Origin of the sequence: Nocardioides daphniae (genome assembly GCF_004777465.1) — a bacterium.
Lineage (GTDB): Bacteria > Actinomycetota > Actinomycetes > Propionibacteriales > Nocardioidaceae > Nocardioides > Nocardioides daphniae.
Genome location: NZ_CP038462.1, coordinates 583,459 through 605,402 on the forward strand (window position 1 = coordinate 583,459; position 21,944 = coordinate 605,402).

Below are 21,944 nucleotides of genomic sequence, written 5' to 3' on the forward strand. Positions count from 1 at the left end.
CGCCTGACACGCGAAGCCCCCGGTCCCGGCCGGGGGCTTCGTGCGTTCCGTGGCCGGGCCGGGTCAGTAGGCTGCAGGGCGTGGACATCTTCAGCCTCCAGAGCAACGTGCTCTTCATCGGCTTCCTGATCGTGCTCTGCTTGAAGGGCTTTGCCTTCGTCACCGCGATGACGTTTCCGGCCCCGGCCTACGAGGCGAGCTCGAAGTTCACCAAGGTGGGCTGGGGCATCATCCTCGGGCTCGGCCTCGCCGCCCAGCTGATCATCTGGAACCCGATCGGCATCGTGAACATCCTCTTCCTAGTGGCCGCCTGCGTCTTCCTGGTCGACGTGCGCCCGGCGCTGCGGCAGATCACAGGACGCTGAGAACGAGGGCGTTGACCCCTGCCGTCGGGTAGCCCGCCGCGGCGTCCGGGACTTCTGGACCCCCTCGAACTCCGGCGGTCGGCGTGAGAGGATGCTCCGCGTGCCGGGCCGCCGCACGCGGCCCTCGACAAGGGGGAGTTGGACTCCAGTGAATGACTGGATGTCGCGAATGCAGCGTCACAAGACCTTGGTGGTGACCACGTTCGACGTGGTCGTCTGGATCCTCGCCTACGTGGCGTGGACCGTGATCCGTCTCGAAGGAGAGGTGAGCGGACGCTACTTCGGAGCCGCCCTCGCCCTCGGTGTCACCGCTGCCGCCCTGCACCTCGTGCTCGGATTCCCGCTCCGGCTGCACCAGGGCCGCTCCAAGCTGGCCAGTCTCGAGGAGGCCGTGCGACTCGGCTTCGTCACCACAGCTGTCGGCCTGCTGATCTTCGTGGCCAACTTCGGTCCGCAGTGGGTGCCGAGGTCGATCCCGGCTGGCGCCGGCCTGCTCACCCTCATCACCTGCCTCTTCGGTCGAGCCCTGTGGCGCCGGATGAAGGAGCGGGCCCGCGAGCGCGAGGAGATCGAGGGCACCACCCGCGTCCTCCTCGTCGGGGCGGGGGAGTCGGCGTACGACCTCGTCATCTCGATGCTGCGCGACCCCGCCAAGCTGTGGCGCCCCGTCGGCATGCTCGACGACGACCCCGCCAAGCGCCACTACCGGGTGCGCGGTGTGCAGGTGCTCGGCACGACCGACCAGATCGCCGAGGTGGCCGAGGAGACCGGCGTCGACACCCTGGTCATCGCCATCCCGAGCGCGGACGCCGAGACCGTCGCCCGCTTCAACCTCGCCGGTGTCGAGGCGGGTCTCAACGTCAAGGTGCTGCCCGCGCCGACCGAGATCCTCGGCGAGCACGTCGGCATCCGCGACCTGCGCGACATCGACCTGAGTGACGTGCTGGGCCGCAACCAGCTCGACACCGACATCGAGTCGATTGCCGACTACATCGCCGGCAAGCGCGTGCTGGTCACCGGCGCCGGGGGGTCGATCGGCTCCGAGCTCTGCCGCCAGATCCACCGCTTCAAGCCGGCCGACCTGATGATGCTCGACCGCGACGAGTCGGCGCTGCACGCCGTGCAGCTCTCGATCCACGGCCGTGCCCTGCTCGACTCCGACGACGTGATCCTCAACGACATCCGCGACATCGACGCGCTGCGCGAGATCTTCCAGGCGCGCCGCCCGGAGGTCGTCTTCCACGCCGCGGCGCTGAAGCACCTGCCGATGCTCGAGCAGTTCCCCGCCGAGGCCGTCAAGACCAACGTGATCGGCACCCGCAACGTCCTCCAGGTCTCCCGCGAGGTCGGCGTCGAGCGCTTCGTCAACATCTCCACCGACAAGGCCGCCAACCCCGCCAGCGTGCTGGGCTACTCCAAGCGCGTCGCCGAGAAGATCACCGCCCAGGTTGCCAAGGAAGCGCTCGCCGACGGTGGCGGCGCCTACCTCTCGGTGCGTTTCGGCAACGTGCTCGGCAGCCGTGGCAGCGTACTGACCGCGTTTGCCTCGCAGATCGCTGCGGGAGGGCCCGTCACGGTCACCGACCCCGAGGTCACCCGCTACTTCATGACGATCGTCGAGGCCTGCCAGCTCGTCGTCCAGGCCGCCGCCATCGGCGAGCCCGGCGAGGCCCTGGTGCTCGACATGGGTGAGCCGGTCAAGATCCTCGACGTCGCCCGGCAGCTCATCGAGCAGTCCGGCCAGCCGATCCGCATCGAGTTCACCGGCCTGCGCGAAGGCGAGAAGATGCACGAGGAGCTCTTCGGCGACGACGAGCCGACCGACCAGCGTCCGCGCCACCAGGCCGTCTCGCACGTGCCGGTGCCCGGCGTCGACGACGACGCCGTCGACGCACTGCCGCTGGCCGGGCCTCGCCAGAAGATCATCGACGAGCTCGCCGGTCTCTGCTGACCACCCGCTGCCTCTCCCATGCGGCGGCCAGCATGCGGCCGCCCCTCCGTCGCTGTGCTCCGTAGGGCAGGATGCATCTCGCTGATGCGCCAGTAACACCGAGTTACGCTGTGGGAGTCCGCCTTTCGGGGGCGCAGGTAGAGGGAGCAGAAATGGCACTGGAGTCCGAGCAGCGACCGTGGGGGTCCTGGCACGTCATCGACGACGGCAAGGGCTACAAGGTCAAGCGCATCCACGTGAACCCGGGTGAGCGCCTCTCCTACCAGACCCACGCGCACCGCTCCGAGCACTGGGTCGTCATCTTCGGCATGGCCACCTGCACGGTCGACGGCGAGACGATCGTGGTCGGCCCCGGGCAGTCCGTCGACGTCACCGTCGGCGCCCCGCACCGCATCTCCAACATGCACGCCGAGGAGCTCGTGATCATCGAGGTCCAGCACGGCGCCTACACCGGCGAGGACGACATCTGCCGGCTCGAGGACGACTACGGTCGCGACGAGGCAGCTGCGCAGGCGGCTCGCTGACGTCCTCACAGCGCTGTGCTGCGCTCAGGCAACGGTGAGGTGACGGCGCAACGCCGTCGCCGCGTCCTCGCTGACGAAGCCGGTCGCCGCCAATCGCGACAGGTCGAGCAGGCTGCGCGACGGGCGAGGGGAGAGGTCGGTGCGGTCACCGACGTACGCCTCGGTCGTCGTGGGGGAGATCCGCTCCGGGTCCGCGCCGACGAGCGCGAAGACGTCGCGCGCCACGTCGTACCACGAATGCTGCGGGCCCGAGTTGGTGACGTTGTACGTGCCCCACGGCGCCCCGGACTCGAGCAGGTGGCGTGTCGCACGGGCCAGCTCGCCGGTGAAGGTGAGGCGACCGACCTGGTCGTCGACGACGCTCGGCTCCAGACCCTTCGCCGCCAGGCGGCTCATGGTGGCGACGAAGTTGCTGCCCTCGCCGACTACCCAGGACGTGCGGACGACGAAGTGGTGCGGGGCCGCGGCCACAGCCAGGTCGCCGGCGGCCTTGGACTGGCCGTAGACGCCGAGCGGGGAGAGCGGCGACTCCTCCGTCCAGCCGTCGGCCGGAGCGTCGTCGGCGCCGTCGAAGACGTAGTCGCTCGAGTAGTGCACGAGGGTGAAGCCGTGCTCGCGGGAGAGCTCGGCGAGACGAGCGGGAGCGACAGCGTTGGCCGCCCAGGCCACGCGACGTCCGTCAGGGGTCTCCGCCGCGTCGACGGCCGTGTAGGCCGCTGCGTTGAGCACCACGTCGTACGCCCGCCAGTCCCAGGCCGCCACTGCCTCGGCGTCGGACACGTCGAGCTCGGCACGCGTCACCACCTGGGCGTCCGGGAACTCTGCGGCGAGCGCGCGCCCCAGCTGGCCGGCGCCGCCCAGGACCAGGGTGCGCTGGCGAGGGATCGCGGTCGCCGGGTCGAGGTGTGGGTTGTGCTGGTCCTTCTCGGAGATCTCCGACTCGGAGAGCGGGATCGGCCAGTCGATCGCCACCGTCGGGTCGTCGAGCGCCAGCGCCGGGTAGGCGATGCCCGCGCGCCAGTGCTGGTTGACCAAGTAGGTGTAGGCGGTGCCGTCGGTCAGGGTCTGGTAGGAGTTGCCGACCCCCCGCGGCACGAAGGCCGCCACCGACGGGTCCATCTCGAGGGTGAACGTCGCCCCGAACGAGTCGCCCTCACGCATGTCGACCCAGGCCGCGAAGATCCGGCCGGTGGCCAGCGAGATGAACTTGTCCCACGGCTCGGTGTGGATGCCGCGGGTGACGCCCCGGTCGGTGTTGAAGGAGACGTTGTTCTGCACCGGGCCGAAGTCGGGCAGCCCTGCGGCCACCATCTTCTCGCGCTGCCAGTTCTCCTTGAAGAAGCCGCGGGCGTCGGTGCGCAGGTCGAGGCGGACGACCAGCAGCCCGGGGATCGGGGTGGTCTCGACGGCAGGGAGCGGGGTGCTCATGCGGGTGCCTCAGTGTCCCTTCGCCGCGTACGCAGCCTCGGTCGCCGCCTTCGCCGGGCGCCACCACGCCTCGTGGGCGCGGTACCAGTCGACCGTGCGGGCCAGGCCCTCGGCGAAGTCGGCGTAGCGCGGCGCCCAGCCCAGCTCGGTGCGCAGCTTGGTGGAGTCGATCGCGTAGCGCAGGTCGTGGCCCGCGCGGTCGGTGACGTGGACGAAGTCGTCGGCCGGGCGGCCGAAGGCCTCCAGCAGCATCCGCACCACGGTGAGGTTGTCGTGCTCGCCGTCGGCGCCGATCAGGTAGGTCTCGCCGACCCGGCCGGCGGTGAGGATGCGCAGCACCGCGGCGGAGTGGTCGTCGGCGTGGATCCAGTCGCGCACGTTGGCGCCGCTGCCGTAGAGGCGCGGCTGCCGGCCGTCGATCAGCTCGGTGACCTGGCGCGGAATGAACTTCTCCACGTGCTGCCAGGGGCCGTAGTTGTTGGAGCAGTTGGACAGCGTCGCCTGCACGCCGAAGCTGCGCACCCACGCCCGGACCAAGTGGTCGGAGGCGGCCTTCGACGCCGAGTAGGGGCTCGACGGGTTGTAGGGCGTCGCCTCGGTGAAGCGCTCGGGGTCATCCACGCCGGGATCGACCAGCGGGAGGTCGCCGTAGACCTCGTCGGTCGAGACGTGGTGGAAGCGGGTGCCGTGGCGGCGCACGGCCTCCAGCAGCGTGAACGTGCCGACGATGTTGGTCTGCACGAAGGGGCTCGGATCGTGCAGCGAGTTGTCGTTGTGCGACTCGGCCGCGAAGTGCACGACCGCGTCGTGCTCGGCGACCAAAGGGTCGACCGTGGCGGCGTCGGCGATGTCGCCCACCACCAGGCTCACGCGGTCGGCGGGCAGCCCTTCGATCGAGGCGCGGCTCGCGGCGTAGGTCAGCTTGTCGAGGACCGTCACCGCCACGTCGGTCTCGCGCACGAGGTGGTGCACGAAGTTGGAGCCGATGAATCCGGCGCCGCCGGTGACGAGGACTCGTTCCATGGGGCAGGAGTCTAGGGTGCGACGGCCCGAAGCTCGCCCGTGGCTCAGCGCCGGGCGGTCAGGGTCCAGGAGGTGATGCCCGGCAGTGTGGCGAGCTTCCAGCGCGAGGTGCCCTTGGCGTCCGTCCAGCCGGTCGGGAGTGAGGAGGCAGAGAAGCCCTTCGGCCAGTGCACCGTCACCTGGATGTTCTCCGGACGCACGGTCGGGTGCGGGTCGACGTCGAGGCGGTACCTCATCCGGTCGCCATCGACGACGGCGGCCTGCGGCACGTCGTACGTCAGGCGCAGCGTGACCTTCTCGTCCGAGTCGAGGACCACCTGGTGAGCCACGACGCCACGGCCGAAGTGCTTCTCGGGGTCGGCCTCCACCGACTCCTCGCCCGACGGGTCGACCGCGACGGCGTCGACCAGCTCGGCACCCTTGGGCAGGAAGGAGGCCACGGTCATGTCGAGCGTGGGGTTGGTGTAGGCGTTGTCGTCGCCCGGGGCCTGGGGCGGGTTGAAGTTGTGGACCTCTGCCTCCAGCGTCACGCGCGCCGAGCCGTCCTCGCGCAGGCGGACGTCGGAGCGCAGCGTCTTCTGCTGGAAGTAGTCGGCCTTCGAGCCGACCATGTTCTGCGTGAAGACGCCGACGTAGTCGTGGTCGGTGTCGGAGAGGGCGCCGTCGAATCCGAGCGGCGACATCGCTGCCGCAGCGTCGTCGTCGCGCAGGTAGAACGCCAGGTGGCGCCCCTTCGCCGACTCGTTGAGCGCGCGCATCGTGCCGACGAAGTCGACGCCGGAGAAGATCCGGTCCATGAAGGCGGGGATGAGGGCCTTGTTGAGCCGCTTGCGGCGACGCTGCTCGTCCTGGGCGAAGTTTCCGTAGTCGCCGGCGGTCAGCTCGACCAGGTTGTCGGACGTGACGGTGCCGACATTCTTCACCTCGAGCGGGCCGGTCACAGCGACCATCTGGGCCAGCGCCTGGACGTCGAGCACGACCAGGCCGTCGGAGTCCATCCGCGTGATGATGTCCCAGGCGCGCAGGGTCTCCTCGCCGCCCACCGGCCACGACGGCGCAATGCTGGCGTGGGTGATGCGGCGGGCGCCGTCGGCGGCCAGGGTGTTGCCCTTGACCGGCCTCCAGTGCAGCTGCTTGAAGAGGGGCCGGGCTGACAGTGAGTCGCGGACCCGGCCGCGGACCAGCTTGCCGTCGTCGAGGTCGACGTGGGAGAAGGTGAGCATCGAGCCGCCGGAGTACTTCATCTCGGCGGGGTTCATCATGGCGATCACATAGGTGCGCTTGCCGTCGCCGCCGAGCATGTCGGGCATCTGGGCGAGCAGCGGGTCGAGGCGGTCGAGCCCCTTGACCACCGGCTCGACCTTGGCCAGCGCGGTGTCACGGGCGTCGGCCGTGGTGTCGCCGACGAGGGCGTTGGTGCCCTTCACCTCGTGCAGGTGCTCCTCGGCCGACCGCATCCGGTCGCTGATCCTCTCCATGCTGGTGAGGGCGGTGTCGAGCACCTCGAGGTTGACGCTGCCGCGGTCGAGGAGCTCGGAGTCCTCGCCGGAGACCTGCGGGTAGACCTCCTCGGCCGTCTCCATCGAGGTGGTCAGGTCGTCCATCGCGGAAGCCAGGTGGCGGGCGTCGCGCACCCCCGACCCGACGACCGGCATGACGCTCCAGATCCGCGCGCCGACGCCGTCGGTCGTGTCGGTCACGTCGTCGACGTGGCCCCGGGCCTTGGCGACGTGCTTCCAGCCCTGGTCGGCGTCGCTGGCCTTCAACGCCTCGACGGCACGGGTCAGCTCGTCCTGGGCGGCACGCGCGTCGGTGGGGACGTTGCGCAGCGGCAGGGCCAGGAGGGCGAGGACGACCAGAAGGAACCCGAACGCACCGAGCGAGAACAGCAACCAGCGGCGTCGTACGTAACTCACCGAGCCATGGTGCCAGAGGACCGGTGACATCCCTCCATTCGGAAGACTGGCACAGAAGACTGGCACAGGTGCCCGCGCGTGGCAAGGAACACCCTAGGGTTGCCCTCATGCGTGGAATCATCCTGGCCGGTGGCACCGGCAGCCGACTGCACCCGCTGACGCTCGGGGTGAGCAAGCAGATGATGCCGGTCTACGACAAGCCGATGATCTACTACCCGCTCTCGACGCTGATGCTGGCTGGCATCCGCGAGGTGCTCATCATCACCACCCCGCACGACGCCGAACCGTTCCGGCGCCTCCTCGGCGACGGGTCGCAGTTCGGCGTCGAGATCACCTTCGCCACCCAGCCCAGCCCCGACGGGCTCGCGCAGGCCTTCGTGATCGGCGCCGACCACATCGGCGACGACTCCGTGGCGCTCGTGCTCGGCGACAACATCTTCTACGGCACCGGGCTGGGCACCCAGTTGCGCCGCTTCGACGGCATCGACGGTGCGGCGGTCTTCGGCTACCAGGTCGCCGACCCCACGGCGTACGGGGTCGTGGAGTTCGACGCCGACGGCCGGGCGATCTCGCTCGAGGAGAAGCCGACGCACCCGCGCAGCCGGTACGCCGTCCCCGGCCTCTACTTCTACGGCAACGACGTGGTGTCGTACGCCCGCGACCTCACCCCCAGCGCCCGCGGCGAGCTGGAGATCACCGACCTCAACCGGCGTTACCTCGAGGAGGGGCGGCTCCAGGTCGAGGTGCTGCCGCGCGGCACCGCCTGGCTCGACACCGGCACCTTCGACTCGCTCAACGACGCCAGCAACTTCGTGCGCACCATCGAGGGGCGGCAGGGCTTCAAGATCGGGGCGCCCGAGGAGGTGGCGTGGCGGATGGGCTTCATCGACGACGCCGGGCTGGCGATGCGTGCCGAGCCGCTGCGCAAGTCGGGCTACGGCGAGTACCTGCTCGGGCTGCTGGACTGACCCCGTAACGCTTTCGGGGCCGACGGCGAAGTAGGGGCATGGACACAGAACGCGCACCGACCCGCATCGGCGCAGACCCCGACGCCTTCGAGGCGTTCTACCGGGAGCACCTCGCCTACGTCAGCCGCTACGTCGCGCTGCGGACCACCGACCCGCACACCGCCGCCGACCTGACCGCCGAGATCTTCTCCCGGTCGATCGTCGCCGCGTCGAGCTATCGCCGCAGCAGCGGACCGCCGCGGGCCTGGCTCACCGGCATCGCCCGCAACGTCGTAGCCGACCACGCCCGCTCCGCGGCGCGGGAGAGCGCAGCGTACGGCCGGCTCCAGGGGCGCCGACTCCTCGACGAGGACGCCACCGAACGGATCGTCGACCGGATCAGCGCCCACGCCCGCGGCCGCGAGCTGCTCGCCCGTCGCGACCCTGCCCGCCGGGCAGCGCGACCTCGTCGAGCTCGTCGCCGTCGACCAGCTCCCCCTCGCCGAGGCCGCCCAGGTCCTCGGCATCAGCGCGGGCACCGCCCGCGTCCGCTGGCACCGCGCCCGCCGCGCCCTGCGCGACGCCGTGCCCCCCTTCCTGCTCCCGCCCTGGAGGCGTCGTCATGAACCAGCCCACCGACCGCCCGCTCGACTCCTTCGAGAGCTCACTGCTCACCGAGCTCCGCGCCCAGGTCGCGCTGCACGAGGCCGCCGACCCGTCGCCGTCGCGGCGTACGAAGCGTCGCGTGCTCGGCGTCAGCCTGGGCGGCGTCGTCGCTGCCGGTGTCGCCGCACTCGGCATCTCCACGCTCAGCACGCCGGCCTGGTCGGTCAGCGAGAGCAACGGCGAGCTGACCGTGAAGGTCAACCGGCTCGAGGGTGGGGCCAACCTGGAGCGAGAGCTCGCCAAGCACGGAGTCAGGGCCGACATCAACTTCCTGGAGCCGGGGATGAAGTGCGCCGGGGGGCGCTTCGTGCCGGCGCCTGCACGCAAGGGCACCCAGCTCTCGGTCGGGGGCGAGAAGTTCGAGGTCAAGCTGGATGCCGGCGTCGTCGACAAGGACGAGACCTTCGTGCTCTGGGCCTCGGTCCAGCAGTACGAGAATGGTGAGCGCGCCTCGGTCGAGTTCGACGTCGCGGAGGGAGCGGTCGCGCCGTGCCGCCCGGTGGCTGACTCGCGCTGGGACGACGAGGTCGACCCCGACATGGGGGCGCCGATCCCGGACTGATCCGGGAGAGGAGTCAGCCCAGGTCGGCGGCCACCATCGCCGCCACCACCTGCTCGAACGTGCGCGTCGGCGCCCACCCCAACCCCCGGCGCGCACGGCTCGCGTCACCCACCAGCTCGGTCGCGTCGGTCGGACGGAAGAACGCCGGGTCGACGCGCACGTACTGCTCCCAGGCGTCGACGCCGGCCGCAGCGAAGGCAGCCGCCACGAAGTCGCGCACCGTGTGGCTCACCCCGGTCGCGATGACGTAGTCGTCAGGCGTCTCGGCGTGGGCCGCCCGCAGCAGCGCGTCGGCGTAGTCGGGCGCCCAGCCCCAGTCGCGGCGAGCATCGAGGTTGCCCAGCACCAGCTCGGTCTCCCTGCCCCGGGCGATCGCCGCCACGCCGGCGGTGATCTTGCGGGTCACGAACGCGGGCGGACGCCGCGGCGACTCGTGGTTGTAGAGGATCAGGCTGCTGGCGTGCAGGCCGCGGGCGCGGGCCTCGCCGACGCCCCTGTGCGCGGCCGCCTTCGCCTCGCCGTAGGGGTTGGTCGGTGCCAGCGGCGTCGACTCGTCCTGCGGGCTGACGGCCGGCGACCCGAAGAGCTCGGCGCTGGAGGCCTGCACGAACCGGATCTGGTGACCAGCGTCGGCCATCTCCTCCGCTGCCTCCAGCAGCGCGATCGCCGCCTCCGCGTTGACCGCCCACGACAGCTCGGGCTCCGACCAGCTGCGCGCCACCGAGCTCATCGCCGCCAGGTTGACCACCAGGTCGGGCCCCAGCTCGTGGAGCAGCGTCCGGGTCGACTCGTGGTCGGTGACGTCTCCGGCGTGCAGCACGACGCCGTCCGGCACGTACGCAGTGTCGTCGTCGGGGCGTACGAGCCCGTGCACCTCCACCCCGTCGGCCAGCAGCAGCTCGGCCAGGTAGGTGCCGTCCTGCCCGGCGACGCCGGTGACCAGCGCGCGGGAGATCACGTCACTTCCAGCCGTCGCGCAACGCGGAGATGTCGGCGTCGACCATCATCCGCACCAGCTGCTCGAAGTCGACCTTCGGCTCCCAGCCCAGCACCTGCTTGGCCTTGGAGGCGTCGCCGACGAGCGTGTCGACCTCGGCGGGGCGCAGGAACTTCGGGTCCTGGCGGACGTACTTCTCCCAGTCGGTGACCCCGACCTGGTCGAAGGCGATCGTCACCAGGTCGCGGATCGAGTGACTGACCCCCGTCGCGATCACGTAGTCGTCGGGCTCGTCCTGCTGCAGCATCAGCCACATCGCCTCGACGTAGTCGCCCGCGTAGCCCCAGTCGCGGCGCGCGTCGAGGTTGCCCAGCACCAGCTCGTCGGCCAGCCCGAGGTGGATCTTGGCAACCGTCTTGGCGACCTTGCGGGTCACGAACTCCTCGCCCCGGCGCGGCGACTCGTGGTTGAAGAGGATGCCCGAGCTCGCGTGCATCCCGTAGGACTCGCGGTAGTTGATCGTCATGTAGGCCGAGACCTTGCTGACGCCGTAGGGCGAGCGCGGCCACAGCAGCGTCGTCTCGCGCTGCGGGGTCTCCTGCACCTTGCCGAACATCTCCGAGCTCGACGCCTGGTAGAAGCGCACCCGGCCCAGGTCGTCGCCCGCGTGCAGGCGCAGCGCCTCGAGCATCGTCAGCACGCCCTTGCCGGTGACGTCGGAGGTGAGCGCGGCGTTCTCCCAGGAGTACGCGACGAACGAGATCGCGCCCAGGTTGTAGACCTCGTCGGGCTGCGACACCGACAGCGCCCGCATCAGGCTCGACATGTCGGTCAGGTCACCGTTGTGCAGGTGTACGTCGGGCACCAGCTCGGTGACCAGCTCGCGGCGCGGGTTGTTCTGGCCACGGACGATGCCGTGCACCTCGTAGCCCTTGGCCAGCAGGAGCTCGGCCAGGTAGAGGCCGTCCTGGCCGGTGATCCCGGTGATGAGGGCGCGGGGCTGGGAGGAGGACGAACCAGACATGGGCGCAAGTGTGGCAGGCGCGGCGCGGGGGCCGTCGACAAGTAGGGTCGCCCCCATGAAGATCCTGGTCACCGGCGGCGCCGGCTACATCGGCTCGCACACCGTGCTCACCCTTCTGGAGCAGGGCCACGACGTCGAGGTCGTGGACAACCACGACAACTCCTCGCCCGAGGCGATCCGCCGTGTCGAGCGGCTCGCCGGGCGCCAGGTCACGCTGCACGAGGTGGACCTGCGGGAGGAGGAGCGGCTGACCGCCCTCCTCGCCGACAGCGGCTTCGACGCCGTCATCCACTTCGCCGGGCTGAAGGCCGTGGGGGAGTCGGTCGCGAAGCCGACGCTCTACTACGGGACCAACCTCGAGTCGACCCTGTCGCTGCTGCGCGCGATGGCCGCGTCGACCACCCGCACCATCGTCTTCTCCTCCTCGGCCACCGTCTACGGCGACCAGGCGCCGGTGCCGAACGTGGAGTCGTACGAGCCGTTGGTCGCCACCAACCCCTACGGCCAGACCAAGGTGATGATCGAGCGGATCCTCTCCGACCTCGCCGCCTCCGACGAGTCGTGGCGCGTCGGGCTGCTGCGCTACTACAACCCGGTGGGCGCGCACCCGTCCGGCCAGATCGGTGAGGACCCGGAGGGCATCCCCAACAACCTCACCCCGTTCATCTCGCAGGTGGCGGTGGGGCTGCGGGAGCACCTGACCGTCTTCGGCGACGACTACGACACCCCCGACGGCACCGGGCACCGCGACTACATCCACGTGATGGACCTGGCGGAGGGCCACGTCGCCGCGCTCGACCACCTCGCCGCGACGCCCGGCATCGGCGCGCGCGCCTGGAACCTCGGCACCGGCACCTCCAGCTCGGTGCTCGACGTGGTGGCCGCCTTCGAGCGAGCCAGCGGCGTCGAGATCAAGCGGGTCGTCGGCCCGCGTCGCGGTGGCGACCTGACCTACTCCTACGCCGACGTCTCGCGCGCCGAGGAGGAGCTGGGCTGGAAGGCCACCCGTGGGCTCGAGCAGATGATGGCCGACCTGTGGCGGTGGCAGTCGGAGAATCCGCGGGGGTATCGCGGCTGAGGGTTGTTGGGCTCGCGCTGGGGGCGGAAATTCCTTCTGAAGCGTGGAGCCCTCGACTCGGGCGGAGTTTCCTTCGTTGTCGAGTGAGCGTCAGGCTCAACGAGCCACAGCACGCCCCCAGCTTCCTTCCGGGTCGAGGGTGCTGTGCATGACGGCGTACGCCGGCCCGGCGGAACGGCCACGCTGTGGCTCATGGACGTGGTTGATGCGCTGCGGCAGCTCGGGGGAGTTGCCGTGTACGAGGAGCTGGCCGGCGTGTGCACGGAGTGGCAGGTCAGGCGCGCCGCCACGGACGGACGAATCGTCAGGCTCCGCCGCAACCGGTACGCCCTCGTCGACACCGATGCGCACGTGGCGGCTGCAGTGGCTGCCGGGGGCGTCGTGTCTCACCTGAGTGCTGCTGCTGTGTGGGGATGGAAGCTGAAGCACGAGCCGGTCAGGCCTTGGGTGACGCTGCCGCGCACACGTCGACGACCGATCGACAATCTGGAGATCAGGTGGGCGGACGTACCGGACAGCGACGTCACCCGTCACGTGACACGACCGGCGAGGACGGTCGTCGACTGTGCGAAGGCGCTGCCGTTCGACGAAGCCCTCGCCGTCGCCGACTCCGCCCTGCGCGGCGGCGAGGTGAGCCGTCGAGAGCTGCTCGAGGCGGTGAGGCGCAGCAGTCGGAACCGTCGGACCAAGGCGTTGGAGGTCGTCGAGGCCGCTGACCCCCGCGCCGCCAACCCGTTCGAGTCCGTCGTACGCGCCATCGCCAGGGACGTGAGGGGGCTGACGGTGGTTCCCCAGGTTCAGATCCCTCGAGTGGGCAGGGTCGATCTGTGCGACGAGGAGCTGGGCATCGTGATCGAGGCGGAGTCGCACGAGTTCCACAGCAGTCCGGCCGGGCTGCGCAAGGACGTCAGCCGTTACACCGAGTGTGCTCGCCAAGGACTGGTCGTCGTCCGCTTCGTGTGGGGCCAGGCGATGAACCAGCCAGAACAGGTGCGTGAAGCATTGGTCGAGGTCGTCGCCCGGCGACGTCGTGATCTGGGGTTCGCCGCGTGATCGCCCACGCTCACGATTCGGAAGGCAGCTCGCGGTGCTGCGCGAGCCGTTGCGCCTGGCCACCTCTCGACTCGGGCGGAGTTTCCTTCCGGGGCGCGGCCCAGAGCCCCCGCGCAAGCGGCCTACCCACTATGCGGTAGTCCACCATTCGACCGGCGTTGAGACCTGGGTCACACGTCCCTACTGTGTGGTAACCACAGCCCTCGAGCCCGCGTCAGGACCCGCCATGAGCCTTGCAGACGACCACGCCCGCACCGCACCGCCAAGTCGTCGCGGGGTCCTCCGCGCCGTCGCCTGGACCGCCCCGGCGATCACGCTCGCCGCGGCGTCGCCGGCCTTCGCCGGGTCGGGCACCCAGCCGGTGGTGGCCGCGAAGTCGTCGCTCTTCTGGCGTCCCGAGGGCGCCGAGATTCCGTCCGGCGAGACCTTCTACTGGGGATTCATCCCTGCCGGGTCGCTGATGTGGATCACCCAGCTCACCAACCCCGGCCCGGCCGTGGTCGAGAACGTCCAGCTCAACCTGGCCGTGCCGGCCGACGCCACCGCCAACAAGGAGTTCACGGTCCTCGACGCCAGCAAGCTGGCCGTCTCGCCGGCCGTCTTCGCCACCACCCAGCGCGCCGCCGACGGCCGCCTCGTGGTCACCCTCCCGCAGCTCCCGGCCGGCGCGGCCCACACCGTCACCGTGGCCATCAAGCCGCCGGACTCGGTCCCGCGCGGCTCCACCCCGTCGTGGCCGCTCACCGTCACCCCGCCGGCGGGCGGGACGACGATCTCGGTGCCGATCACGTCGTACGCGCAGTTCATCGCCTCGACCAAGGCGTGAGTCCCGGCGCCGTCGTCGGGAGCGGGCGCTCTAGGCTGACGCCCGTGAGCGACTCCGAACTCCTCGTGACCAGCGCCGACGGCGTCGTCACCGTCGTCTTCAACCGCCCGCAGCGCCACAACGCCTTCACGAAGGCGATGTACGCGGAGATGCGCGCCCTCTTCGAGGACCTGGCGCACCGCCCCGACGTACGCGTCGTGGTGCTGCGTGGCGCCGGCGGCCGTGCCTTCGCCGCGGGCAACGACATCGGTGACTTCCTCGACGAGGCCGACGCGTCGGCGTACGAGGAGTGGATCGGCGAGATGCTCGCCGCACTCTTCGAGCTCCCGCAGGTGACGATCGCGGCCGTCGACGGCGTCTGCGTCGGCGGTGGCCTGGCCGTCGCGACTCACTGCGACATCCGGATCGCCACGCCGGAGTCGCGCTTCGGCTACCCGATCGCCCGCACGCTCGGCAACGCGCTCTCCGCGCCCGTCCTCTACCGCTGCGCCGCCGCCTTCGGCGAGGGCGTCACCCGCACGATGCTGCTGACCGGGCGCCTGGTCGACGCCGAGCGGGCGTACGCCGTGGGCGCGCTCACCGAGGTGACCGAGGACCTCAACGCCGCCATCGACGCCCTGGTCGGTGAGATCACGGCCGCGTCGGCGACCACCCAGCGTGCCTCCAAGCGCCAGCTCAACGCGCAGGTGCGCGCCAACGAGGTGCAGCCCGACTTCGACCGCCCGATGCTGGGCGAGGTCTACTCCGGCGCCGACTTCAAGGAGGGCGTGCGCGCCTTCATGGCGAAGGAGAAGCCGAAGTTCGGCGCCGACGGGCAGCCCGCCTCCTGAGCGCGCCGTACGCTGACCGGGTGAGCGCCGACGACGACTGGTTCGAGCGGCGTACGCACGCCTGGCGCGACTGGAGCCTCGACGAGCTCCACGCCGCCAAGGGGGCGACCCGGGTCAGCCTCGTCGTGCCCGCCCGCAACGAGGCCGCCACCGTCGGCGACGTGGTCACCCGCTGCCGCGAGGTGCTGCTGGAGACCGCCGAACTGGTCGACGAGATCGTCGTCATCGACTCCGACTCCACCGACGCGACCTTCGAGGTGGCCTCCGACGCCGGCGCCGTCGTGCACCGCGCCGCCGAGATCCGCCCCGAGCTCGGCAGCCACCGCGGCAAGGGCGAGGCGATGTGGAAGTCGCTCTTCGTCACCTCCGGCGACGTCACCGTCTTCATGGACGCCGACCTCGTCGACTGGGACACCCACTTCGTGCCCGGCCTGCTCGGCCCGCTGCTCACCGACCCCTCGGTGCAGCTGGTCAAGGGGTTCTACGAGCGGCCCGGTGAGGCGGGGGCGTACGAGGGTGGTCGCGTCACCGAGCTCGTCGCGCGGCCGCTGATCGCGCTGCTCTTCCCGCCGCTGGCCGGGCTCGTGCAGCCGCTGGCCGGGGAGTGGGCGGTGCGCCGCGACCACTTCGCGCAGCTCTCGGTGCCGACCGGGTACGCCGTCGAGCTCGCCGCACTCGTCGACACCTGGCGTACGCGTGGGGTCGACGCGATCGCGCAGGTCGACCTCGGTCGTCGCGCCCACAGCCACCAGCCGCTGCTCGACCTCGGTGCGATGGCCACCCAGATCCTCACCGCCGCGTGGGCGCGCTCGACGCACAGCCACCACGCCGACCAGGTGCCGCTGACGCAGTACCTGCCCGGTTCGGGAGAGGCGGGTGCGACGCCGCACCGGCTCGAGGTCCCGGTGGTCGAGCGGCCTCCGGCCGTCGCCTGGCTGTGACCGTGGCCGTGGGGCGCTGCGGTGTCGTCGGTGCCCTCGCCTAGGGTCGTGCCGTGACCCTGAGACTGCGCGCGCACTCGTTCGCCGACGACGAGACGCTGATGATGGCCATCGTCAACCGCACGCCTGACTCCTTCTACGACAAGGGCGCGACCTGGGCCGAGGACGCCGCGTTCGAGCGCGTCGACCTGGTCGTTGCCCAGGGCGCCGAGATCGTCGACATCGGCGGCATCAAGGCCGCCCCCGGCGTCGAGATCAGCGCCGCGGAGGAGAAGGCCAGGGTCGTCGACTTCGTCGCCCGGGTCCGCGAGACCCACCCCGGCCTGGTCATCTCGGTCGACACCTGGCGGGCCGAGGTCGCCGACGCCGTCTGCGCCGCGGGCGCCGACGTCATCAACGACGCCTGGGGCGGCGCCGACCCGGAGCTGGTCGACGTGGCCGCCGCCCACGACGCCGCGATCATCTGCACCCACACCGGCGGGGTGCAGGTGCGGACCCGACCGCACCGCATCGAGTACGACGACGTGGTCGCCGCCGCGGTCGCCGACACGACGGCGTACGCCGAGCGCGCGCTCGCCGCGGGTGTCGCGCGGGAGTCGATCGTCATCGACCCGGCCCACGACTTCGGCAAGAACACCTTCCACTCGCTCGAGGTGACGCGTCGCCTGGGCGAGCTGGTCGACACCGGCTGGCCGGTGCTGGTCTCGCTGAGCAACAAGGACTTCGTCGGGGAGACCCTCGACAAGCCGGTCGGGCAGCGCCTGACCGGGACCCTGGCCGCCACCAGCGTCTGCGCCCTGGCCGGCGCTCGGGTCTACCGGGTGCACGAGGTCGTCGAGACTCGTGAGACGGTGGACATGGTGTGGAGCATCGCCGGGCGCAGGCGTCCGGCACGAGCGATACGGGGGCTGGCGTGAGCACGGACATCCGCGAGGTCGGCCTGGAGCCGATGCCCGGCACGGGCCGGCGGATCGTCGTGGTGCCCCCGGTCCCGGCGCTGCTGGAGGAGTACGGCTCCTCGACCGACCCGGTCGCCGAGCTGCGCAGCGCCTGCGTCGCCGCGGTGGCGTGGCTCGACAGCCGGGTGCGGATCATCGCCGCCGACGACCTCGCCCGCCGGGTGGGGGAGTCGCTGACCGGCCGTCCCTCCGACGAGGAGGCGACCGACGTCCTGGTGCTCGCCAACGGCAGCGCCCGACGCTCCGAGAAGGCCCCCGGCCACCTCGACGAGCGGGCCGCCGCTTTCGACGCCCACCTGGGCGAGCTGCTGGCCGCGGGCGACGCCGCCGGCCTGGCGGCCGTGGACCACGACCTGGCTGAGGCACTCCTCACGTCGGGGCTGGAAGTGTTTCGTACGTTGTCCGACGAGGGCATCGACGTGCAGAGCGTTCAGATTGATCACGCCGAGGATCCCTTCGGCGTCAGGTACTGGGTGGTGAGGTGGCAGTGCGCGTCCTGATGAGCAACAACGTCCCGGCTGGACCGGACGAGGTCGACGACGAGGCGTTGGTCCGGGCGTACGCCGCGGAGCCGGCCGCCGACGGACTGTGGGTGCGGGTCAACATGGTGGCCAGCGTGGACGGGTCCGCCCAGGGCACCGACGGCGTCACCGACAGCATCAACAACGCCTCCGACAAGCGGGTCTTCGACGCGCTGCGCTCCTACTGCGACGTCGTCGTCGTGGGGGCAGGCACCGCCCGCACCGAGAACTACGGCCCGGCCGGCAAGCCGCTCGTCGTGGTCTCCCGCACCGGCGAGATCAACGACCGCCTGCTGGCCGCGCCGCGTGGCTCGGTCATCCTGGCCACCGTCGAGCACGCCCCCGGCCTCCCGGCCGCGCGTGAGGCGCTGGGCGACGAGAACGTCATGATCCTCGGCAGCTACTCGATCGACTTCACGGCCCTGCGCCGCGAGCTCGCCGCCCGTGGCTGGACCCAGATCCTCGGTGAGGGCGGCCCGCACGTGCTGCGCGACCTCCTGGCCGTGGGCGTGGTGGACGAGCTCTGCCTCACGATCGTGCCGCGCGTCATCGCTGGCCAGCACCTGCGCATCGTCGAGGGCCAGCCCCTCGACGTGGCCCTCGACCCCGTGCTGCTGCTCGAGGAGGACGGCACCCTGATCGGGCGCTGGCTCGTCAAGCGCTGAGGCGGGTCACTCGCGGGAGGCCAGCAGTCGAGGCAGCTCCACGCCGACCAGTCGCGGCTTGCCCGGGCAGGCAGGTGGACCACCTCGGTCATCGTGGCCAAGGAGTAGGGGCCGTCGGGGCCCTCGCCGTCGACCTGGTCCCGGAAGCCGACCCACCCGAGATCGGCTCCAGGCGGGTTCAGGAGCGTCTGGCGCACCGTGGTGGTGGCGACTGCCAGATGGCCGTCCTTCACCTCGATGATGCGCAGACGCTCGTCGGCCCGCGGCCACGGCGTGAACTCGAGCAGCGTCGGCCTGGATTTTCCACCGTAGGTGAACGAGTCGAGGACGGAGCGCACCCGGCGGCTCTCGGCGTCGATGGAGAGCCCCTTGGCCTTGCCCGTCACCCACCAGCGGTGCAGTCGCTCGACGACAGCCTGCACACGGCGTACGACCTTCGGGTCGGTCGTAGGGGACACCGCACCGTCGGCCGGCGACGGCAGGACGGTCGCGGGCAGTGGGATGCCCGCCGAGACCAGCCACGGAGCCGTCGCCGCCGAGCGGGTGAAGAGCACCAGGCTGGTCTCGTACTTGCCCTTCTTCTGCTTCGCGGCGCGGTCCTTGCGACGGTTGCGCGTCGCGTCGGCCGGCATCGGCATCTCGAGTCCGTCGACCTCACCCAACGCCCACATCGGATAGGAGTCGAAGGTCGGCGACCACACCCGCTTCCCCGCAGTGGCCGGCCGGGGTGCGCTGCTGCGCTTGCGCGTGAGACGGTCGTACGTCGTCGCGTAACGCGCGCTCTCCAGCCACGGGCCCTCGACCGCACTCTCCCAGGCATCAAGGTCCGACTTCGGGAAGCGCGAGGCCTGCTCGGCCGTGACCCGTCGGTCGTGGTGGTCGGCGACCACGTCGTCGAGACGGTCCAGGGGGATCGCGGTCTTCTCGGGGGTCTCGACCGCGGCTGTCATCGGCAGGGCGCACCCGCTCAACGACAGCGCACCGACGCAGACCACGGCAGCGAGGCGAGGCATCGGGACGGTGGCCCGGTCGTCGGCTCCGCGTTGCGCGGGGACCTCGATCCGCTCGGAGGGGAGTGCGCCGGCACCGCGCTGGCGTCGCAGGAGCCACCAGCCGACCAGTGCCACCAGACCCACGAGCATCAGCGAGATCGACACCCAGAAGAGCCCGGCCACCCGGAAGCCCAGCGAGAGGGTGGGCACCTGCGTCGCGTCCTGCGTCAGGACTACGACCCCGACCGGGTCGTCGGCGAGCGGGACGACAAGCTGCTGCTCACCCTCACCGCGACTGCGCACCTGCCAGATGTCGAGGTCGGCCAGGTCGGCTGCGCGCAGGGTCTCGCCGTCGTCGTCGACCGCGCCTCCCAGGCCACCCAGGAGGCCGGGCCGCAGGTCCTGGACCTCGTAGTGCGTGGCGGTGGCCGCCATGTCGTCGACGTCGACCCGGTGCGCGGCACCCATGAAGACGTCGCCCTCGGCACGGGCGCGCACGACGAGGTCGACGTTGCGAAAGGCTGAGACCACCGGGTCGGTGGTGACCAGACGCCCCTTGGCCTCGGGGACTGGCTGCGAGACGACGTCGACGGTGTCGTCGGGGCCGGAGAGCGCCGCGCCGGCCGCGCCGACGACGAGGAGGAGCAGACCGAGCGTGAAGAGGACAGGACTGAGTGGACGTCGCATGAATTGAAGACCCCCGAGAAGAGCGACTGGACCTGTGCAACGTAGCGACGCGCGGTGCCCGTCCGTCAGCGTTGTCCACAGGGCCGGACAGGCTCCTCCGAAGATCAGTCGACTGCTACGAGGCTGCTGCCCAGCACCCGCGGGCGGGCGGCCGACGGGAAGTCGACGACGGTGGTCAGCCGGTGCGGCGCAGGGGTCATCACCGTGTGCCGGAGCACCACCAGGTGTCCACCGGACACCTCCACCAGCCGCGCCGTCGCGACGTCGACCGCGGGCAGCACCCAGATCCCCGAGCTCGACACACCCGACTCGAGCAGACGGGCGCGAGCGCGCTTCGTACGGCGGTCGAGGTCGAGCCCCGCGGCGTCGCCGGAGGACCAGAAGGCGCCGACCTTGGCGGCGTACTCGTCGGCGCGCCCCTGCAGGATCGTGTTGGCCGGGATCACGCGCTCGACGGTCGCGGGCAGGTCGCCACGCAGCCGCACGCGCGCCTCGGCCACCCACGGCGACCGGAAGCTCTCCCGGCTCATCAGGCGCACCCGGGTGGGCGACGTCATGCCGACCAGGCTCCACATCGGGTACGACGCGAACTCCGGCGCGAAGGCCGCGCTCGCCTCCGGCACCAGGGTGCGCGCCTCACGGATGGTCATGCCGGTGCGAGTGACCTCCTCGCCCTCGGGCTGCGTGGGCGCCGGGCCCGGCACACCGCACGAGGTGAGAACGAGCGTCACCGGCAGCAGCACCATGACGACGACGATCTTGCGCAGGCTCCACGCCGGCGTCGGGGAGGGCGGGGTCCTGACGGTGGCACGCTCGACCGGCTCGACGACTGCCTCGACCACCGGCTCTACGACCGGTTCCTCGACCGCCGCCAGCGCCGGCGCGGCGAACGACTCGACCTCCGGCGCAGGCGCAGGGGTGCGGACGAGCGTACGCACGGCCGCAGGCAGCGCGGTGCCGCGCAGCGCCAGTGGCTGCTCGGGCGCCGCCCCGGCCTCGGGCCCCGGGTCGCGCACCAGCGCCAACGCGCGCGGACGGTCGACCACGGGCGCGTCGAGCAGGGCGTCGCTGGGGACGAGGTGCAGCGGGGTGGACGTACGGTCGTCGGGATACTTGGGCAGCGCCAACGGGGCCGGGGGCTCGGCAGCGGCGTCGCCCGACGACGGACCGGGGGAGCCGCCGGACGGGGCACCACCCTTGCCGCGCCGCCCGGCGACGCGGCCGAGCAGCCAGGAGCCCACGATCAGCAGCACGCCCACCACGGCGACGGCGACCTGGGTGAGGAAGGCGCCCCCGGCGTGCGCCCCGATCGCGACCGTCACGCGCGCGTTGCCACGCTGCGGCACCGCCACCACGTCGACGGGTCGGCCGTCGAGCTCGACCACCAGCTCGGCGCTCTCGGCGTCGGTGACCTGCTGCTGCCAACCGACGAGGGAGTTCGGGCGCAGGCGCTTGCGGGTCGCGCGCGGGCCGTCGGTGACGACGCCGCCGACGTTGCCCAGCGCCAGCCGGGTCACCTCGAAGTAGCGGGTGCCCGACAGCAGGCTCTCGGTGTCGACCCGGTGGCTGCTGCCGAGGAAGATGCCGCCCTCGGCCTCCGCACGCACCAGCAGGTCGATGTTGACGAAGTCGGTGATCTCCGGGTGGGTCCGCACCGCCACGCCCTTGGCGCGCTCGGGGACCTGCTTCTCGCCGATCATGATCGTGTCGTCGGGGCCGACGAAGGCCGCCGCAGCGGTGCCGAAGACGACGAAGAGGAGTCCGACGCAGACCAGGAGCACGCGCAGGCCGCCCACAGCGCCTCCCTCGGTCGACTGGCTCGGTCGTCAGGGCGACGTCGTACGCCGCCCACGGCAACGTAGCCGATCGGGGATGGCGCGACAGGGATATGAGACGGGCACGTGGCCACGCGCGCCCGACGGTCCCTATACTCCTGACCGCGTGGTCCCTCGGCCGTCATGGCCGAGTGCATCGATCCCGGACTGGGGCGTACGGACCTTCTGCAGCGACTGGCTGCAGATGCCTCGCCCTGCCCTCGTCCACTCCCTC

General features: G+C 71.2%; 19 protein-coding genes and 2 pseudogenes. 15 read left to right on the forward strand and 6 right to left on the reverse strand.

From position 1 onward, the window contains the following. The first annotated feature begins 80 nt into the window (after window positions 1–80). From E2C04_RS02820 to E2C04_RS02830, 3 genes are all read left to right on the forward strand, one after another. On the forward strand, window positions 81–365 hold the full coding sequence (locus E2C04_RS02820) for a DUF2516 family protein (RefSeq protein ID WP_158630573.1): 285 nt from the start codon (window positions 81–83) through the stop codon (window positions 363–365). Between the two features lie 160 nt (window positions 366–525). Continuing rightward, a complete protein-coding gene (locus E2C04_RS02825) occupies window positions 526–2,316 on the forward strand; it encodes a polysaccharide biosynthesis protein (RefSeq protein ID WP_158630574.1) in 1,791 nt (596 codons plus the stop codon). Between the two features lie 152 nt (window positions 2,317–2,468). Beyond that, a complete protein-coding gene (locus E2C04_RS02830) occupies window positions 2,469–2,840 on the forward strand; it encodes a phosphomannose isomerase type II C-terminal cupin domain (RefSeq protein ID WP_135831460.1) in 372 nt (123 codons plus the stop codon). Between the two features lie 24 nt (window positions 2,841–2,864). On the opposite strand, the gene E2C04_RS02835 is transcribed toward E2C04_RS02830, so the two are convergent. Genes E2C04_RS02835 through E2C04_RS02845 form a run of 3 tightly spaced genes read right to left on the reverse strand, consistent with a single transcriptional unit; the run spans window position 2,865 to window position 7,207 of the window. Beyond that, complete coding sequence (locus tag E2C04_RS02835; RefSeq protein WP_135831461.1) at window positions 2,865–4,268, reverse strand: sugar nucleotide-binding protein; 1,404 nt, start codon at window positions 4,266–4,268, stop codon at window positions 2,865–2,867. A 9-nt stretch (window positions 4,269–4,277) separates the two neighbouring features. Next, on the reverse strand, window positions 4,278–5,291 hold the full coding sequence (rfbB, locus tag E2C04_RS02840; RefSeq protein WP_135831462.1) for a dTDP-glucose 4,6-dehydratase: 1,014 nt from the start codon (window positions 5,289–5,291) through the stop codon (window positions 4,278–4,280). A gap of 44 nt (window positions 5,292–5,335) precedes the next feature. Next, on the reverse strand, window positions 5,336–7,207 hold the full coding sequence (locus tag E2C04_RS02845; RefSeq protein ID WP_158630575.1) for a DUF4012 domain-containing protein: 1,872 nt from the start codon (window positions 7,205–7,207) through the stop codon (window positions 5,336–5,338). Between the two features lie 107 nt (window positions 7,208–7,314). Between E2C04_RS02845 and rfbA the strand changes: the two genes are divergently transcribed. From rfbA to E2C04_RS18420, 4 genes and pseudogenes are all read left to right on the forward strand, one after another. Beyond that, entirely contained in the window at window positions 7,315–8,175 is an 861-nt protein-coding gene (gene rfbA / locus E2C04_RS02850; RefSeq protein WP_135831464.1) for a glucose-1-phosphate thymidylyltransferase RfbA, read from the forward strand. 38 nt (window positions 8,176–8,213) lie between these two features. Beyond that, a pseudogene (locus E2C04_RS21785) lies at window positions 8,214–8,465 on the forward strand (RNA polymerase sigma factor); the annotation flags it as partial. A gap of 133 nt (window positions 8,466–8,598) precedes the next feature. Beyond that, window positions 8,599–8,673, forward strand: a pseudogene (locus E2C04_RS21790) (hypothetical protein); the annotation flags it as partial. Between the two features lie 103 nt (window positions 8,674–8,776). Continuing rightward, on the forward strand, window positions 8,777–9,382 hold the full coding sequence (locus E2C04_RS18420) for a hypothetical protein (RefSeq protein WP_188420652.1): 606 nt from the start codon (window positions 8,777–8,779) through the stop codon (window positions 9,380–9,382). Between the two features lie 13 nt (window positions 9,383–9,395). Here E2C04_RS18420 and E2C04_RS02860 read toward each other — a convergent pair whose 3' ends face one another. Then, a complete protein-coding gene (locus E2C04_RS02860) occupies window positions 9,396–10,340 on the reverse strand; it encodes a GDP-mannose 4,6-dehydratase (RefSeq protein ID WP_229721341.1) in 945 nt (314 codons plus the stop codon). A gap of 1 nt (window position 10,341) precedes the next feature. After that, window positions 10,342–11,343 (reverse strand): GDP-mannose 4,6-dehydratase, encoded by a 1,002-nt coding sequence (gene gmd, locus E2C04_RS02865; RefSeq protein ID WP_135831465.1) that lies wholly within the window; start codon window positions 11,341–11,343, stop codon window positions 10,342–10,344. A gap of 55 nt (window positions 11,344–11,398) precedes the next feature. Here gmd and galE point away from each other — a divergent pair, with 55 nt between their 5' ends. The 8 genes from galE to E2C04_RS02905 all read left to right on the forward strand — a co-directional run bounded on the left by galE (window position 11,399) and on the right by E2C04_RS02905 (window position 18,216). After that, the gene (gene galE / locus E2C04_RS02870) at window positions 11,399–12,421 is read left to right on the forward strand and encodes a UDP-glucose 4-epimerase GalE (protein WP_135831466.1); all 1,023 of its coding nucleotides are present in this window, start codon (window positions 11,399–11,401) and stop codon (window positions 12,419–12,421) included. 192 nt (window positions 12,422–12,613) lie between these two features. Beyond that, the gene (locus E2C04_RS02875; RefSeq protein ID WP_135831467.1) at window positions 12,614–13,474 is read left to right on the forward strand and encodes a hypothetical protein; all 861 of its coding nucleotides are present in this window, start codon (window positions 12,614–12,616) and stop codon (window positions 13,472–13,474) included. Between the two features lie 226 nt (window positions 13,475–13,700). Then, complete coding sequence (locus tag E2C04_RS02880) at window positions 13,701–14,300, forward strand: hypothetical protein (protein ID WP_135831468.1); 600 nt, start codon at window positions 13,701–13,703, stop codon at window positions 14,298–14,300. Between the two features lie 44 nt (window positions 14,301–14,344). Then, entirely contained in the window at window positions 14,345–15,130 is a 786-nt protein-coding gene (locus E2C04_RS02885; protein ID WP_135831469.1) for an enoyl-CoA hydratase-related protein, read from the forward strand. Window positions 15,131–15,150: 20 nt separating this feature from the next. Then, a complete protein-coding gene (locus E2C04_RS02890) occupies window positions 15,151–16,071 on the forward strand; it encodes a glucosyl-3-phosphoglycerate synthase (RefSeq protein ID WP_135831470.1) in 921 nt (306 codons plus the stop codon). 53 nt (window positions 16,072–16,124) lie between these two features. Continuing rightward, on the forward strand, window positions 16,125–16,988 hold the full coding sequence (gene folP, locus E2C04_RS02895; protein ID WP_229721340.1) for a dihydropteroate synthase: 864 nt from the start codon (window positions 16,125–16,127) through the stop codon (window positions 16,986–16,988). Then, window positions 16,985–17,530, forward strand: coding sequence for a class III extradiol ring-cleavage dioxygenase family protein (locus E2C04_RS02900; protein WP_229721339.1), 546 nt, complete (start codon window positions 16,985–16,987; stop codon window positions 17,528–17,530). The genes folP and E2C04_RS02900 overlap by 4 nt, the downstream gene beginning before the upstream one ends. Continuing rightward, on the forward strand, window positions 17,512–18,216 hold the full coding sequence (locus E2C04_RS02905) for a dihydrofolate reductase family protein (protein WP_135831471.1): 705 nt from the start codon (window positions 17,512–17,514) through the stop codon (window positions 18,214–18,216). Before E2C04_RS02900 ends, E2C04_RS02905 begins: the two co-directional genes overlap by 19 nt. A 1,783-nt stretch (window positions 18,217–19,999) precedes the next feature. Here the strand turns inward: E2C04_RS02905 and E2C04_RS02910 are convergent. Then, the gene (locus E2C04_RS02910) at window positions 20,000–21,691 is read right to left on the reverse strand and encodes a hypothetical protein (protein WP_135831472.1); all 1,692 of its coding nucleotides are present in this window, start codon (window positions 21,689–21,691) and stop codon (window positions 20,000–20,002) included. Window positions 21,692–21,944: the final 253 nt, after the last annotated feature.

Bases quoted from the DNA above. Each gene is read 5' to 3' on its own strand.
- E2C04_RS02825 (WP_158630574.1), top strand. From the start codon at position 526: ATGTCGCGAATGCAGCGTCACAAGACCTTGGTGGTGACCACGTTCGAC.
- E2C04_RS02830 (WP_135831460.1), top strand. From the start codon at position 2,469: ATGGCACTGGAGTCCGAGCAGCGACCGTGGGGGTCCTGGCACGTCATC.
- E2C04_RS02835 (WP_135831461.1), bottom strand. From the start codon at position 4,268: ATGAGCACCCCGCTCCCTGCCGTCGAGACCACCCCGATCCCCGGGCTG.
- rfbB (WP_135831462.1), bottom strand. From the start codon at position 5,291: ATGGAACGAGTCCTCGTCACCGGCGGCGCCGGATTCATCGGCTCCAAC.
- rfbA (WP_135831464.1), top strand. From the start codon at position 7,315: ATGCGTGGAATCATCCTGGCCGGTGGCACCGGCAGCCGACTGCACCCG.
- E2C04_RS18420 (WP_188420652.1), top strand. From the start codon at position 8,777: ATGAACCAGCCCACCGACCGCCCGCTCGACTCCTTCGAGAGCTCACTG.
- gmd (WP_135831465.1), bottom strand. From the start codon at position 11,343: ATGTCTGGTTCGTCCTCCTCCCAGCCCCGCGCCCTCATCACCGGGATC.
- galE (WP_135831466.1), top strand. From the start codon at position 11,399: ATGAAGATCCTGGTCACCGGCGGCGCCGGCTACATCGGCTCGCACACC.
- E2C04_RS02875 (WP_135831467.1), top strand. From the start codon at position 12,614: ATGGACGTGGTTGATGCGCTGCGGCAGCTCGGGGGAGTTGCCGTGTAC.
- E2C04_RS02880 (WP_135831468.1), top strand. From the start codon at position 13,701: ATGAGCCTTGCAGACGACCACGCCCGCACCGCACCGCCAAGTCGTCGC.